At 44.3% G+C, this 14,020-nt stretch carries 15 protein-coding genes; 6 read left to right on the top strand and 9 right to left on the bottom strand.

Annotated features, from left to right (window positions below):
* Positions 1-681 carry a leucine-rich repeat domain-containing protein gene (locus IPP77_14185; protein MBL0310771.1) on the top strand — a complete coding sequence of 227 codons (681 nt, stop codon included), beginning with the start codon at positions 1-3 and terminating at the stop codon, positions 679-681.
* 202 nt (positions 682-883) lie between these two features.
* Positions 884-1,603 (top strand): oxidoreductase, encoded by a 720-nt coding sequence (locus tag IPP77_14180; GenBank protein ID MBL0310770.1) that lies wholly within the window; start codon positions 884-886, stop codon positions 1,601-1,603.
* 944 nt (positions 1,604-2,547) lie between these two features.
* Here the strand turns inward: IPP77_14180 and IPP77_14175 are convergent.
* The 8 genes from IPP77_14175 to IPP77_14140 are packed head-to-tail and all read right to left on the bottom strand — an operon-like array spanning position 2,548 to position 8,191.
* Positions 2,548-3,801, bottom strand: coding sequence for a tryptophan 7-halogenase (locus IPP77_14175; protein ID MBL0310769.1), 1,254 nt, complete (start codon positions 3,799-3,801; stop codon positions 2,548-2,550).
* A gap of 12 nt (positions 3,802-3,813) precedes the next feature.
* Entirely contained in the window at positions 3,814-4,941 is a 1,128-nt protein-coding gene (locus tag IPP77_14170; protein ID MBL0310768.1) for a beta-ketoacyl synthase, read from the bottom strand.
* Entirely contained in the window at positions 4,938-5,369 is a 432-nt protein-coding gene (locus tag IPP77_14165) for an acyl-CoA thioesterase (protein ID MBL0310767.1), read from the bottom strand. Before IPP77_14165 ends, IPP77_14170 begins: the two co-directional genes overlap by 4 nt.
* Complete coding sequence (locus tag IPP77_14160) at positions 5,366-5,521, bottom strand: hypothetical protein (protein ID MBL0310766.1); 156 nt, start codon at positions 5,519-5,521, stop codon at positions 5,366-5,368. The genes IPP77_14165 and IPP77_14160 overlap by 4 nt, the downstream gene beginning before the upstream one ends.
* 5 nt (positions 5,522-5,526) lie before the next feature.
* On the bottom strand, positions 5,527-5,820 hold the full coding sequence (locus tag IPP77_14155; GenBank protein ID MBL0310765.1) for a hypothetical protein: 294 nt from the start codon (positions 5,818-5,820) through the stop codon (positions 5,527-5,529).
* Positions 5,821-6,696, bottom strand: coding sequence for a lysophospholipid acyltransferase family protein (locus tag IPP77_14150; protein MBL0310764.1), 876 nt, complete (start codon positions 6,694-6,696; stop codon positions 5,821-5,823).
* Positions 6,697-6,954 carry an acyl carrier protein gene (locus IPP77_14145; GenBank protein MBL0310763.1) on the bottom strand — a complete coding sequence of 86 codons (258 nt, stop codon included), beginning with the start codon at positions 6,952-6,954 and terminating at the stop codon, positions 6,697-6,699.
* The gene (locus tag IPP77_14140; protein ID MBL0310762.1) at positions 6,947-8,191 is read right to left on the bottom strand and encodes a beta-ketoacyl-[acyl-carrier-protein] synthase family protein; all 1,245 of its coding nucleotides are present in this window, start codon (positions 8,189-8,191) and stop codon (positions 6,947-6,949) included. Before IPP77_14140 ends, IPP77_14145 begins: the two co-directional genes overlap by 8 nt.
* A 246-nt stretch (positions 8,192-8,437) precedes the next feature.
* Here IPP77_14140 and IPP77_14135 point away from each other — a divergent pair, with 246 nt between their 5' ends.
* Entirely contained in the window at positions 8,438-9,979 is a 1,542-nt protein-coding gene (locus IPP77_14135) for a DUF853 family protein (protein MBL0310761.1), read from the top strand.
* Positions 9,980-10,027: 48 nt separating this feature from the next.
* Positions 10,028-11,446: an HD domain-containing protein gene (locus IPP77_14130; GenBank protein MBL0310760.1), complete on the top strand. Its 1,419-nt coding sequence runs from the start codon at positions 10,028-10,030 to the stop codon at positions 11,444-11,446.
* 249 nt (positions 11,447-11,695) lie between these two features.
* Here IPP77_14130 and IPP77_14125 read toward each other — a convergent pair whose 3' ends face one another.
* Positions 11,696-11,980 (bottom strand): hypothetical protein, encoded by a 285-nt coding sequence (locus tag IPP77_14125; GenBank protein MBL0310759.1) that lies wholly within the window; start codon positions 11,978-11,980, stop codon positions 11,696-11,698.
* A 264-nt stretch (positions 11,981-12,244) separates the two neighbouring features.
* Between IPP77_14125 and IPP77_14120 the strand changes: the two genes are divergently transcribed.
* Complete coding sequence (locus tag IPP77_14120; GenBank protein MBL0310758.1) at positions 12,245-12,973, top strand: fibronectin type III domain-containing protein; 729 nt, start codon at positions 12,245-12,247, stop codon at positions 12,971-12,973.
* A 63-nt stretch (positions 12,974-13,036) separates the two neighbouring features.
* Positions 13,037-14,005 carry a tRNA (adenosine(37)-N6)-dimethylallyltransferase MiaA gene (gene miaA / locus IPP77_14115; GenBank protein MBL0310757.1) on the top strand — a complete coding sequence of 323 codons (969 nt, stop codon included), beginning with the start codon at positions 13,037-13,039 and terminating at the stop codon, positions 14,003-14,005.
* Positions 14,006-14,020 lie beyond the last annotated feature (15 nt).

Raw genomic sequence — 14,020 nt, 5'->3', positions numbered from 1 at the left:
ATGTTTCGCAGGTTTTTACTTCTGTTACTGGTTTTTGTAGTGACCAGTGCAGATGCCAAAGAATATAAATCATTGGCGGATGCACTGAAGAATATTGCTACGGCTACTTCGCTCAATTTGAGTGGACAGGGGCTGACCACCGTCTCGGAAGATATTTCAAAACTGGTCAATCTCGAAAAACTTAATCTTTCCTCCAACAAACTTACCGCACTTCCCAAAGGAATTTTTGCCTTAAAGAAGTTGAAGAAGCTCAACCTGACCTCCAATAAACTTACCGCGCTACCATCCACCATTGCCAGCCTTCGAACGCTGGAGGAACTGGAAATTGGTTTCAACCAACTAAGCAGTTTGCCAAAGGAAATGGGCAAATTGGTGAAATTGAAACGATTGGTGGCGATGAAGAATAATTTAAAAACCCTGCCTGCCGAAATGTCGAATATCCCTTGGTTGGAAATAGTGGATTTCAGCTACAACCATTTCGTCAGCATCCCTTTTCCACTCGTCGCTATCAATACCCTAAAGACCATTGACATCAGTTTCAACAAAACGTTGGCCGAAATTCCGAAGGAAATCCGGAACCTGAAACAACTGCGCCTTTTGAACCTCAAAGGAACCAAAATCACCGCGGCCCAAGTGGATGATTTGCTCTGGCTCGTCCCCAACTGCCAAGTCCTGCTTTGACCTCGGCTTCCCCTTCTAAAGAAGAGAGTAATGTACATACACAATTTACCCGGTCTATCGCCACAACCTTCGCCCAGATGTGGAACGCGCCCCGATGTTATAAACCCCGATTTGTTAAGAGCATTTATTTTGTTTTATTCGGCCTTTGAAACGAAGAAAGAAGGCTTAAAATCATAAACCCCAACATCGGAAACCAAGCTATATGGCGCACCATTACCACGATACCGAAATCATTGAAATAGTTGAAGAAACGCCTACCACCAAGCGCTTTTATTTCAAAGTGCCGCACTTGGAAGATTTCTTCTTCAAGCCCGGTCAGTTTGTGCTGCTCGACCTGCCCATCATCTCCAAAGTATCGCACCGCAGCTACTCCATTGCCTCTGCACCCGGCGGAGACAACGTGTTCGAACTACTCATCGTCCTAAACCCTACCGGTCTCGGCACGCCGCACATGTGGGATCATTACAAAGTAGGAGTGAAGGTGCCCTATGCTGGCCCGCTGGGCAAGTTCGTATTGCATCCCGAAATCGAAGACGACCTCTGCCTCATCTGCACCGGAACAGGTATCGCGCCTTTCCGCTCTATGATCCAGCATATCATGACCAAAGGCATACCGCACAAAAACATCTACCTCATCTTCGGCAGCCGCTATCAGGCCGACATCTTGTACAAAACCGAAATGGCGGAGTATGAGGCCAAGTACCCCGAGTTCAAGTTCATCCCCGTGCTTTCGCGCGAAACGCCCGAAACATGGAACGGAAAACTGGGCTATGTACACCAAGTCTATGAAGAAATTTTTGCTGACAAGCGCCCGGCTCATTTCTACATCTGCGGCTGGAAAGCAATGGTAAAGGAGGCCCGCGACCGCCTTACCGCGATGGGCTACACCCGCGACCGCATCAAGTTCGAGCTGTACGATTAACAGCTTCGCAACCATCCATCATTTATTTTGGGCGGCACCCCGACCTTACTCTATTTAATTTTTTTTGGAAGGTCGGTGTCGGGCTTTTGCTCCAATCTTTTCTGCGCTATAAATTTTTAAAGGAAGAAAAGGATTTCCGCGCTATCCCTGCCGCGGGTGCGGCGCTCTATATTTCAGATTAGACTTCTTCGGAAAATCGGGTTTGTTTAATTTCCTCCCTTTACACTCCCTCCAGAGGGAGACAAATGGACGATTTTCCGAAGAAGTCTATTATCTATCGGTGGGATAGATGCCTATCCGTAGAAAAGAACGCAGTTTTGGCAGATGCGGGCTCTATTTATTGCTGTCCAAGTACATTTTTAGCCCATGGCGTACATTTTTCAAAAATGGCGTACGTTTTTGAAAAATGTACGCCAAATGACCCGATTTGTACGACAAATACAGTGGTTTGTACGACAAACGCATTGAATTGTACGCCAAAAAAAATTTTTGTACGCCGTTTGGGTCTCAATAGCGTACAAAAAGAAATAAACGTACGCTATTGAGATCCAAACGGCGTACAAATTTCAGGAATGTAGTACAATTTCCAAAAATGGCGTACATCAGCTTTTCTTGTGCTACAAAGAGCGAAAAAAGAGACGGAATTTCCAAAAATAGCTCTCCTCGCCCTTGCGTAGGTTTAGTTTCCCAATTTATAGCAGATTAAACGCCACCAGTAAGCAAAGCGAAAGCCCGTTGAATTTATAAACCAAAGAAGTGTCAAAGACTTTTGTAGGTTGAAATCATCATCTGTTTATTATTTAATGAGAAAGCCTATCAAAGACATTTTTGATGAAGAGCGCTGCACTGCGGCAGGGATAGAGCCGGCATCCTTTTTCTTTCCAGAATAATTTTAGAGTTAAGAAAAAGATATAGGCGAAAGCCCGTAAGCCGCCCCAAAAAAATTAATTGTTCAATTCCTTCAGCTTTTTGCCCACCGATAGCAATCGCACCATGCGATCGATATGGGTGCGGTGATTTTTGACGTAGGGATTTTCATTGTCCCAAACGTAGCCCGCAAGGACAGAACAGATTTGACTGATGACTTCGGGGTTTCTTTCTTCGGCAAAGAAGATTTTTTGCAACGAGCCGTCATACCAAGCATTGATGTAGGACCGGAAGGTCTCTACGCCTTCCATCATCACGTCGGTATATTCTTTCTGCCAATCTACCTTGCTCTCTTTCAGTTGTTTGATGACCAGATGCGCGGCGAGTTGAGATGAAGCGGCGGCGAGGGTTACACCGGATGAAAACACCGGGTCGAGAAACTCGGTCACGTTTCCGGTCAGAACATAGCCATTGCCAAAAAACTGTTTGGTGCTGGTGGACCAGGATTGTAGAATCTTTGGTTCAAAGAGGAAGGAGGCATCTTTGAAACGGTCGGCTATGCTCCATTCGGTAGCAATGATATCGCGAAGTTGTTTTTCGGGGCTACCGGTGAAATCGTTGAAGAAATCGGGCTTGCTCACGAAGCCGCAGGAGGTGTTGCCGTTTGAAAAGGGAATGCACCAAGCCCACACACCGGGTTGGTGTTCTATGATTAAGATGCGGTTGGGTTCTGCATACTCCATTCTCTTATCGTCGCGTATGTGGGTAAAGATGGTTTTGCGCGAAGGAAGATCGGAAGGCTGGTCTAACTGAAACAGGCGAGGAATTACCCGTCCATAGCCGGAGCCATCTACTATAAAGCGGGCTTCAATAGTTCTCACGGAGCCGTCGACACCAGTAACGGTAGTGGTAGAGTTGGTGCCCTCGAATTTAATTCCGGTGACGGTGGTTTGAAATTCAATCTCTACGCCCATCTTTTGTACTTCGGTTGCAAGGATGTTGTCAAAATCTGCGCGAGGCATTTGCCAGGTATGCGTCCAGCCTTTGGTAAATTGATGGTCGAAGTTAAAGTCCATCACCTTTTTCTCTGGGTTGACGAATTTGGCACCAAACTTTTCCTGATAGCCTTGTTTCTTTAAGGCATCTAAAAATCCTGCTTCTTCAAAGGCCTCCATGCAGCGAGGCAATAAACTTTCGCCGATGACGAAGCGAGGAAATTTTTCTTTTTCTACGATCTTTACTTTGAATCCTGCTTTGTTGATGATGGAGGCCGCTACGGTGCCAGAAGGCCCGGCGCCAATCACTAATACGTCCACTTTTTCGTTTTTCATGATGGTTATTTTTTAGTTGATTGAATAGATGATCGCCGCGTTACAACCTCCGAAGCCGGAAGCGGTTTTGAGCGCATGTTTTTTATCGCTTTTAATGAATGAGGTATTTACGTTTACGGTTTGAGACACACCTGATTCAGTAAAATTTCTGCTCGGCAGAACTGCTCCTTCCAGCAAGGAATGGCAAGTGAGTACGGATTCTAAAATACCTGCGGCTCCAAGGGTATGACCGAAGTTTCCTTTCAGGCTATGAAGGGGAACTTCGTTTAGCGAGGCATGAGAGAAAGCCTTGGCTTCCATCTCGTCGTTATATATAGTAGCGGTTCCATGTGCAGAGATGAATGATAAATCTTTTGCCGTAAGGCTGCTATCGCTGATAGCTGTTTGAACAGCGTGTGATAATTCCAGACCGGTACGCGATGGGCCGGAAATATGATTGGCATCATTAGTGCTTGCGCCGGCATTAATCAAAATATTTTTAGAATAATTTTTTTCGGTAGTCAAAATCATGGTGGCAGCACATTCGCCAAGGTTGATGCCATCTCTGCTTTTGTCAAAAGGCTTGCAGGGTTTTGTACTCATGGCATAAAGTGATTGAAAGCCTGAAATCACAAAACGAGAAAGAACATCGGCTCCGCAAATAACCGCATGGCGATATTTTCCGGCTTGTAATAATCGCTTGGCAATAATTACTGCCAACACCCCTGAAATACAGGCATTGGAAATCACTAATGGTTTGTTGGGCGAATTAAAATGGAGGGTAAGGTTTTCCGCTGTTTTAAATAAAGAAACGCGGTCGGCAATTTCTCGATTCACCTTTGTTTTCTCGATGAGTTCTATATTTCCTTTGGTGGTGGAAAGAATAAAAAGGGTATCGGGAGAAGAAATAGAAATCTCGGTTTGTTTTAAAGCCTCTGTGATGGAGGTGATACATAATTTTTCAAAGCGGGTAAATTCATTTTCTGTTTGCTGCCAGAAAGACTTTTCAAATAGGGAAGCATAAAAAGAAACGGGAGAAATAGCGTCATTCTGGATAGAACAAATAGAAGTCAAACCTTGGCTCACCCCTTCAAAGTTTGCTTTGGTAGATTTCCCGAGAGGGGAGGAGATATTATCTGCAGCGAGATAGACCGATTTCATCTTGCCTCCGCATTCTTTTTCCAGTTCACGAAAACCTCCGGTGCGACCATCAATAGTGATAGACTTCCGTTCTCTACAAATACCTGGGTAGTAGAGCCTGTGCAAATGGTTTCATCGCCAATCTCTTTACGAAGGATGTAATCAAACATGATCTTGGCCGCATCGGTTTTGCGGAAAAGCGTTTCAATAACCACCGCATCGCGATAGCGAATAGGGCGTTTAAAATCAGAAGCCATGTGAATCAGCGGAGTGGAAAAGCCTTTGTTATATAAATTGAGATAATTCAAGCCATGCTCCTGACAGAAAGATTCTCGTCCCTCTTCAAAATATTTGGCATAGTTCCCATGCCAAACAATCCCCAAAGGGTCACACTCGTTGAAGCGAACCTTAAAAGTTGTTTTTGCCGATAAAGTATAGGTATGTTTCATCCCTCCATATTTTCTTTGTGTTCTTGCTTCTCGGGTTCTACGAAAATCTTCATAGAGCAAGAAGCGATTTCATTTTCATGCAACATGACCCTACCGTTAATCAGGGTCATATCAAAAATGCGATGAAGAATCTTAATTTCAGTCACTATCACTTCACCTACTTTTGGCAGTTGCGAAAAACGAAATCACGGATATCACCGATAAAACCAACCGGTATTTTTTTATGCGCCAAGAAACATTCATAGCCCATTTTGGCAGCGCAGCTCTGTGCCATGTTTTCCATCAAGCCGGCTGGTGTCAATACACCATAGTTACATAAAACATGTTTCTCTGTAAAATGAAAGGTGGTGCGACAGGTATCTTCGCTTAAACTCTCTAAAGAGCTGACCAACACAAATGGCAGCTTCTGTGGAATGAGGTCAATAAGTTTATCGCCGGTAACGGGTAGCATTTAGGCAGCTTTCTTCCAAAAATCAAAATAATTAAACCACTGTTCGGGATGGGCTTTTACCATGCCCTCCAGGTCGCGAACATAATCTTCTACAATCATTTCAATGGTCGTTTCCTTTGTTACGTCCCTATAGGGGCGGCAGAAGAAATGATAATGCTGGGACTTTTTCTTCACGCCATAAACAAAGGTATAGGGAGCACGAAAAGACTTGATAATCTGAAAAATTCCTTGCGGGAAATAAGCCGTTTTACCCAAGAAATTTGCAGGAACTGTTCTCATACCCGCCATATATCGGTCGGCGGTAGTAGCAATAATTTCATTCCTCCCCAAGGCTTCTCCGATGGCGTAGATATGCGTCAAATCATCCTTTATAGGAATCATGTTAAACTTTCTTCCGCCGGTAGCGCGCTCCAGATACTCTTTGATTTGTTCATGTTCCCGATCATAGATCAGGATATTGATGGTGTCTCCATAACCCATAAGAAAATGGCCCGCTATTTCCCAATTGCCAAGATGAGCGCCCAGCAATATTCCCCCTCTTTTCTCTCCCACTATTTTTCTCATGTTATCCGCGCCAAAAGACTCGGAAGTGATTTTACTGACTCCCGACATCACCACCACTTTATCAATCAGCATTTGACCTAACAAAAGGTAATTCTGATAAACTTTCAAAATGGATTTCAGTTTTCCAAAACCAATTCGCTCGTGAAAGTAACGATAGATATGCCCGGTGCTTTCCCATGAAAAAAGGAAGTAATAGAGGACGACAAAATAGAGAAAAAAATAGGCTGGATATACCCCGAAGGTTTTCAGCACTACCACAAAAAAGCGATAGCCAAGCGCTGTACCCTTCGACTTGCCTCCCCAATCCGCCATTTATACCTCTGCGCTTTGGGTGGAGCGTTGAATGACGTAATCGTATAGCTGCTGAAAAGTGAGGATGCCGGAAAATTCTTCTTGTTTTACCTTGATGCCGAAGTTGCCTTCAAGAATAACGACGAGGTCCACATAGTCCAAGCTGTCCAAATCTAAAGTTTCTTTTAACGGTGCCTCGGGTGTTATTGTTTCGATTTCTACTTCAAATTCTTCCACCAAAAATCCATTGATCTTGGTAATTATTTCTTCTTTACTCATTGTGTGTGTAGGTGTTATTTCCATTTTTTACTAACAAGGAGGAATTGATACCTCCAAATCCAAACGAATTTGACAAAAATACATCAATATTTTTCACTTTCGCTATTGTGGCAATATTCAATTTGGCTGAATATTCATCGGGGTTTTCAAAATTGATGTTTGGCGCAACAAAATCATGATGCATCATCAGCGTAGAGTAAACAATTTCACTAGCGCCTGCCATCCAACATTCATGCCCCGTCATGGATTTTGTACTACTCACCAAAGGACGGTAGGCGCCAAAAACAGCAGCGATGGCCTGGGCTTCGCTGGCATCGCCCTGCTGGGTAGAAGTTGCATGAGCATTGATATAATCTACTTCATCCGGTTTGATATTTCCATCTCTCAGGCACATCATCAGTGAGCGGACTGGACCATCCACCGTTGGGTTGGAGATATGTCCACCATTCGATGAAAATCCATATCCTATTATTTCACCCAAAATCTTTACACCTCTTTTTTGTGCAGATTCTAATGATTCCAATATAACAGTAGCTGCTCCACCGCTGGGAATCAATCCGTCGCGGTCGCGGTCAAAAGGACGAGATGCTTTTTGTGGCTCATTTTCTCGAACTGAAAATGCGCCTAAGGCATCAAAAGTCCCCATTGAAAAAACGTTTAATTCCTGCGCACCGCCGCAAATCATCCGATCCTGATAACCATGTCGTATTAATATAGTAGCCATTCCGATAGCATGAGAGCCGCTGGCGCAAGCCGAACTCACCGTAAAGTTGATGCCCTTTAGTTTGAAAATGGTCGCCAGATTCATGTTCACCGTGCTATTCATGGTCTGGAACACCGCACCGCTTCCAGCAAAGGCCGTGTTCTTTTTCTGACGAATGATATCCGTACTCTCCACGACTGCCTGCGCCGTGCTGTCGTTTCCGTATATAATTCCGGTTTCGTGATGGTCTAAAAAATCCTGATCAATCCCTGCTCCTTTTAATGCTTCGAGCGTAGCCATGTAGGCATATTCTCCAGGTTCGGACAACATGATGCGCGAACGTCGGTCCAGTAGGCCTTTTAATTGCGGCTGTTCACAACTACCGGTCAAACCAGAGCGATAGCCAAAGTCTTTGCGCGCTGCATCGAGTATAATGCCGGATTTGCCCTGATGCAAAGAATCTGTCACTTCGTCTAGATTCTTGCCGATACAGGAATAAATCCCGATGCCTGTAATAACTACTCTGTTTTTCACGCCCCAATAATAAGAGATTGAAAGTTTGTCTGCAAGAGCAGCTACAGCAAGACGATGACTTCCACCACAATCCTGCTTGTTTTCATGCGGCTGACTAGAGAGTTATGGTGGTGTAGGATGTCAGACTCATTACCGATCTTTGAATTTTCATAGAACATTGGTCCTTGCAATAAACAACACGAAATCAATATATCTGAATGGCTTATAAAATCCATACTTTCGCGCTTTCATAAATGAAGCAGACAAATGGCAGACATAGAAAAATTTAAAGAAGCCTTAACAACGGGCTATGATTGTAAAGGCGATTATATTGTTGTAGGTGCTGCGATGCTGAACGGAGAGGCCGTAGCGGGTTTGCAGGTGAAGGCACCGCTTAAAACTTTTAACCGGCATGGACTGATAGCAGGCGCTACCGGTACCGGAAAGACAAAAACATTGCAGGTAATCTCCGAGCAGTTGTCCGCAAAAGGCGTACCGGTACTCGTGATGGATATTAAAGGCGATTTGTCGGGCATCGCTGCTGCTGGAACGGCTAATCCTAAAATTGAAGAGCGGCACCAGAAAATAGGGACACCGTGGACAGCACTGGGTAACTCAGTGGAATTCCTCACCCTTTCAAAAGAGAATGGGGTGCGCCTGCGGGCAACGGTTTCGGAGTTCGGGCCTGTTCTGTTTTCTAAAATCTTAGGTCTGAATGATGTGCAGGAAGGAGTCGTTTCGATTGCTTTTAAATATTGCGACGACAATAAACTTCCGCTACTGGATTTGAAGGATTTTAAAAAGGTATTGAACTATCTGACCAACGAGGGAAAGAAGGAAATAGAGGAGAACTATGGTAAAGTTTCGACCGCGACCGTCTCCACCATTCTGCGTGGCATCATTACGCTGGAGCAACAAGGCGCTGAAATTTTCTTTGGTGAAAAGAGCTTTGAGGTGGATGATTTAGTGCGGATAGATGAAAACGGCAGAGGAATAATTTCTATTCTTCGCCTCACGGATATACAGGACAGGCCGAAGTTATTCTCTACTTTTATGCTGAGCTTGTTAGCAGAGATTTACGCTTCATTTCCAGAAGAAGGCGATAGCGGGGTGCCGAAGCTGGTGATATTCATTGACGAAGCGCATTTAATCTTTGAAGAGGCGAGCAAAGCACTGCACGACCAGATAGAAACTATTGTCAAACTCATTCGCTCTAAGGGAGTGGGGGTTTTCTTCTGCACCCAAAATCCAACTGATGTCCCGGATGATGTGTTGGCGCAGTTAGGGATGAAAGTGCAACATGCGCTACGGGCTTTCACCGCCAAAGACCGGAAGCAAATCAAGTTGACGGCAGAAAACTATCCGCTGACCGATTTCTATGATACCGAAACTTTGCTTACATCGCTCGGAATGGGAGAGGCACTCATTACTGTTTTGAATGAAAAAGGAAATCCCACGCCTTTGGCTGCTACTTTGTTGCAAGCACCTCATTCCCGAATGGATATTCTCACTCCGCAAGAAATAGATGCCATCAACAACCGCTCCTCGCTAGTAAAAAAGTATAATGAAGTGATTGACCGCGATAGCGCTTTTGAAATGCTTAATAGAAAAATCAATTCTTCCCCCGTTCAGAATAATCCCGAAAGCGGTAAGACGGCCATTCCTTCTCAACAAACAGAAAAAAGTACGGTAGAGAAAGGTGTAGGTGCCCTCGGTGATTTTGCAAAAAGCACTACAGGTAAAATGGTGATTCGCGAAGTAACCCGTGGCTTGTTGGGTGTTCTTGGCTTTGGCGGCAGAAGAAGATAAGTTATATATTCTCTTTGCCTTCTTTCCTTTTTCAAGTAGGTTTGACGCGTGAATAAGAATATTTCCCTCGCCCATCCGGTATTTAATTTTGTATCCGAAGCTGCCGAAGAGCTTGGGCTTGAAACCTATGCCGTTGGCGGCTATGTACGCGACCAATTGATTCAACGTGATTGTAAGGATATTGATTTTGTATGCGTTGGCAATGGCATGGACTTAGCAGAAGCCACAGCAAAAAAAATAAACCCACAACTGAATGTCACGGTGTTTAAAACATACGGCACGGCTCATTTCCGTTGGGAAGATTTGGATTTAGAGTTTGTAGGCGCGCGAAAAGAATCTTACCAAAGAGATTCGCGCAAACCGGTAGTGGAGGAAGGCACCCTTGAAGATGACCAGTTGCGTCGTGATTTTACCATCAACGCGATGGCGGTAAGCCTCAACAAAAAAACATTCGGCAAACTGATTGACCCTTTTGATGGCTTGAAAGATTTGGAGGCCAAAATCATCCGCACACCCCTCGACCCGGACATCACTTTCAGCGATGACCCACTGAGGATGATGCGGGCGATTCGTTTTGCCACACAATTAGACTTTACCATTCAGCCTGAAACTTTTGCTTCTATTAAAAAGAATGCAGAACGTATTGCGATCATTTCTCAGGAACGGATCACAGATGAATTGAACAAAATTATTTTGGCAAAAAAGCCCTCTATAGGTTTTATCCTGCTCGAAGAGTCGGGCTTATTGAAACTAATTTTCCCTGAAATGCAAAACCTGAAAGGGGTGGAGAATTATGAAGGCAAGGGCCATAAGGACAACTTTTACCATACCCTTCAAGTGCTGGATAATTTAACCAGAACAAGCAAGGACTTATGGCTGCGCTGGGCGGCGATTCTTCACGACATTGCCAAGCCGCCAACCAAGAAATTTGTAGCAGGTCAGGGCTGGACTTTTCATGGACATGAAGTATTGGGCAGCAAATGGGTGCCAAAGATTTTCGGAAGAATGAAATTGCCGATGGGTGCCGAAATGAAGTTTGTGCGCAAGATGGTGTTCCTGCATCTGCGCCCCATTGCCTTAACCAAAGAAGAGATTACGGACTCTGCCTTGCGGCGTTTGTTGTTTGAAGCCGGTGATGACATTGAAAACCTGATGATGCTTTGCGAAGCAGACATCACCTCGAAGAATCGCGAAAAGGTAAAACGTTACCTCATGCGCTTTGAAATGGTTCGTGAGAAATTGAAGGAGGTAGAAGAAAAAGATCAGGTTAGAAATTTTCAGCCACCGGTAACCGGTGAGTTGATTATGGAAACCTTTGGCATCAAGCCATCCAAAGAAATCGGCATCATTAAAGAAGAAATCAAAGAAGCGATTCTGGAAGGCAAAATCCGAAATGATTATGAAGAGGCTTTTAGGATGATGCTGGAACTGGGGGAGAAGTTGGGACTGAAACCCGTGAAGGGTTAGTTGAAGGTTGCTGGTTGATAGTTGTTGATTCGTGCCGTTGGTGTTTAGTTCATCCTTTGAAAAATAAATATAGCGACCGTCACCAACAACCATAATGCGAATTGTTTGTTGGTGGCGCTTGCTCTGTTATTCTTATTTGAAAGCTAAAACTCCAACAAGAGCGCGAGAACTACCACCACCAACAACCATTTTCACTCAATTTTCCCTTAAAAGTGAGCAAATTACCACCTGATTAGCCCAAAGCACGAGCTAACTTCCCCAAATCTCTTGATGACTGTCCACAATCACTTGGTGACTTACCACAGTCACTTGGTGACTGTCCACAGTTACTTGGTGACTGTCCACAGTCACTTGGTGACTGTCCACAGTTACTTGGTGACTTACCACAGTCACTTGGTGACTGTCCACAGTCACTTGGTGACTTGCCACAGTCACTTGGTGACTTACCACAGTCACTTGGTGACTGTCCACAGTCACTTGGTGACTTGCCACAGTCACTTGGTGACTTGCCACAGTCAGGCATACAAATGACATTTGTAAAATGCAAAAATATGTGAAAAATAAAACCGGTTCCAGCACCGGTTCCGGTGATTTTATACCTTATTATATATACAGCGTTTTTTATCGCCGCTTATCGCAAAAATATTTTTCAAGGCCTGAAACACTTTTTGGGGAGGTGGCGTATATGAACTCACCAACGGCGCAGAAGCGGCTTTAAAAAAAAGAAAGGCCGGCAAGCAATGGAGGTGAAATCTGGTAAAGACGGGTTTCTATTTTTTACTTAAATTTTTTAACCACATGAAATCTTTATTTCAAATGAAGGTCTATAAGAAGAAAGAACTTCTGAAGATCAAGAAAGCAATGAAGAAGGCTTCGAAAGCAGAAGCCGCTGAATTGTTCGCAATTATTTTGTTTAACGTAAAGTTGAACTTCACCAACCTAACGCCGCTGCAGCAAATCGGAAAGGCGAGGGACATCGTTACCAAGATGACTGGTAATGCATTCTTCCCCGATCCCAACCCCACGCTGGCCGATGTGACCATCGCTATTGATGCGCTGGCTGTGGCGGAACAGGCGATGGATCGCTCTCGCGCCAAGACCATTGTGCGCAATGCCAGAAGGAAGGATCTGGAAGAGATCATGCAAAAGCTGCAATACTATGTGCAGTACACTTCGGGCGGCAACCCGGAAATCATTATCACCAGCGGCATGGATGTGAACGATATGAAAAATCCACTTGGCTTTCTTCCTGCACCGGATAATGTGAAAGCGTTGAACGGTGGTCTGCTCGGTACTGTTGAACTGAGATGGGATGCGGTTGCGAAAAAGACGGGCTATCGTATCGAAGTCTCTATGAACCCTTCTGAAGGCTGGCCGATAGTAATAGAAGCGGCAAAGGCTTCGGCGACTATTACCGACCTTGTACCGGGATTGACATATTATTTTCGTATCGCTACCTTGAGCCATGCGGGTTATAACAACTTCAGCGAATTATGCCTGATTCGTGTGAACCTGCCTACAGTTTAAGTATTATCTATCCGTATATTAAAAGGCGCTTCCTTAACCGGAGCGCCTTTTTTGTTTTTAGAAATGGGCCACCACAGCCATGACAATTATCAGATTGTTTATGTTTATCGCGTGTCTGCGAAGGGGAAATATCTGATTGTGATTTGCGGCCCGACGGCTATTGGCAAAACTGCCTTAGCTATCAACATTGCGAAACACTATGATGCTGAAATCATATCGGCAGATTCACGACAGTTTTATCGGGAGATGAATATAGGCACGGCGAAGCCTTCTGAGAAAGAACTAGAAGAAGTGCCGCATCACTTCATCAACAACATTTCTATCCATACCCGAAACTATAGCGCGGGCAAATATGAAGCGGAGGTGCTGGAGTTTCTGGACAAATACTATGAGAAGAAGGATATTGCGGTGATGGTGGGCGGTTCGGGTTTGTTCATCAATGCAGTGTGCAGTGGTTTTGATAAATTTGAAAAGACAGACGACAACCAACTTTGGACAGCCAGAAAATTTTTGAATGAAAAAGAATTAGGCTGGTTACAGGAAGAGGTAGAGCGCTTAGACCCAGAATATTTTTCAGTGGTGGATAAAAAAAATCCTGTTCGTTTGAAACGAGCCTTAGAAATAATCTACACTACCGGAAAAAAGTATTCAGAACAGCGCATTGGCAAAAAAGCAGAGCGGAATTTCATACCGATTAAAATCGGGTTGAACATGGATAGAGAAAAACTGTATGAAAGAATCAATCAAAGAGTAGAGGATATGATGAATCGAGGGCTGCTCGATGAAGTCAAGCAACTATATCTGCACAAAAAACTGCTCGCATTAAATACAGTGGGCTATGCTGAACTCTTTGATTTTATAGAAGACAAAATGTCTTTGCCCGAAGCCGTGGCACTCATACAACAAAACACCCGCAATTATGCCAAGCGGCAGTTGACTTGGTTTAAAAAAGATGCTGGGGTTAACTGGTTTGAGCCAAAACAGGAAAGGGAGATTGTGGAGTTTCTTGATGTGAGGCTAAAGGATAGATAGAATCCGGTTGGCATC

The organism is Bacteroidota bacterium (genome assembly GCA_016722375.1).
Taxonomy (GTDB): domain Bacteria; phylum Bacteroidota; class Bacteroidia; order Chitinophagales; family LD1; genus Bog-950.
Note: the sequence above shows the minus strand (reverse complement) of the source record. Positions and strands in the feature narration are given on the sequence as shown.

Excerpts from the sequence above, each read along its gene's own strand:
- IPP77_14185 (MBL0310771.1), top strand. The coding sequence starts at position 1 with ATGTTTCGCAGGTTTTTACTTCTGTTACTGGTTTTTGTAGTGACCAGT.
- IPP77_14180 (MBL0310770.1), top strand. The coding sequence starts at position 884 with ATGGCGCACCATTACCACGATACCGAAATCATTGAAATAGTTGAAGAA.
- IPP77_14175 (MBL0310769.1), bottom strand. The coding sequence starts at position 3,801 with ATGAAAAACGAAAAAGTGGACGTATTAGTGATTGGCGCCGGGCCTTCT.
- IPP77_14170 (MBL0310768.1), bottom strand. The coding sequence starts at position 4,941 with ATGAAATCGGTCTATCTCGCTGCAGATAATATCTCCTCCCCTCTCGGG.
- IPP77_14165 (MBL0310767.1), bottom strand. The coding sequence starts at position 5,369 with ATGAAACATACCTATACTTTATCGGCAAAAACAACTTTTAAGGTTCGC.
- IPP77_14155 (MBL0310765.1), bottom strand. The coding sequence starts at position 5,820 with ATGCTACCCGTTACCGGCGATAAACTTATTGACCTCATTCCACAGAAG.
- IPP77_14150 (MBL0310764.1), bottom strand. The coding sequence starts at position 6,696 with ATGGCGGATTGGGGAGGCAAGTCGAAGGGTACAGCGCTTGGCTATCGC.
- IPP77_14145 (MBL0310763.1), bottom strand. The coding sequence starts at position 6,954 with ATGAGTAAAGAAGAAATAATTACCAAGATCAATGGATTTTTGGTGGAA.
- IPP77_14135 (MBL0310761.1), top strand. The coding sequence starts at position 8,438 with ATGGCAGACATAGAAAAATTTAAAGAAGCCTTAACAACGGGCTATGAT.
- IPP77_14125 (MBL0310759.1), bottom strand. The coding sequence starts at position 11,980 with ATGTCATTTGTATGCCTGACTGTGGCAAGTCACCAAGTGACTGTGGCA.
- IPP77_14120 (MBL0310758.1), top strand. The coding sequence starts at position 12,245 with ATGAAATCTTTATTTCAAATGAAGGTCTATAAGAAGAAAGAACTTCTG.
- miaA (MBL0310757.1), top strand. The coding sequence starts at position 13,037 with ATGGGCCACCACAGCCATGACAATTATCAGATTGTTTATGTTTATCGC.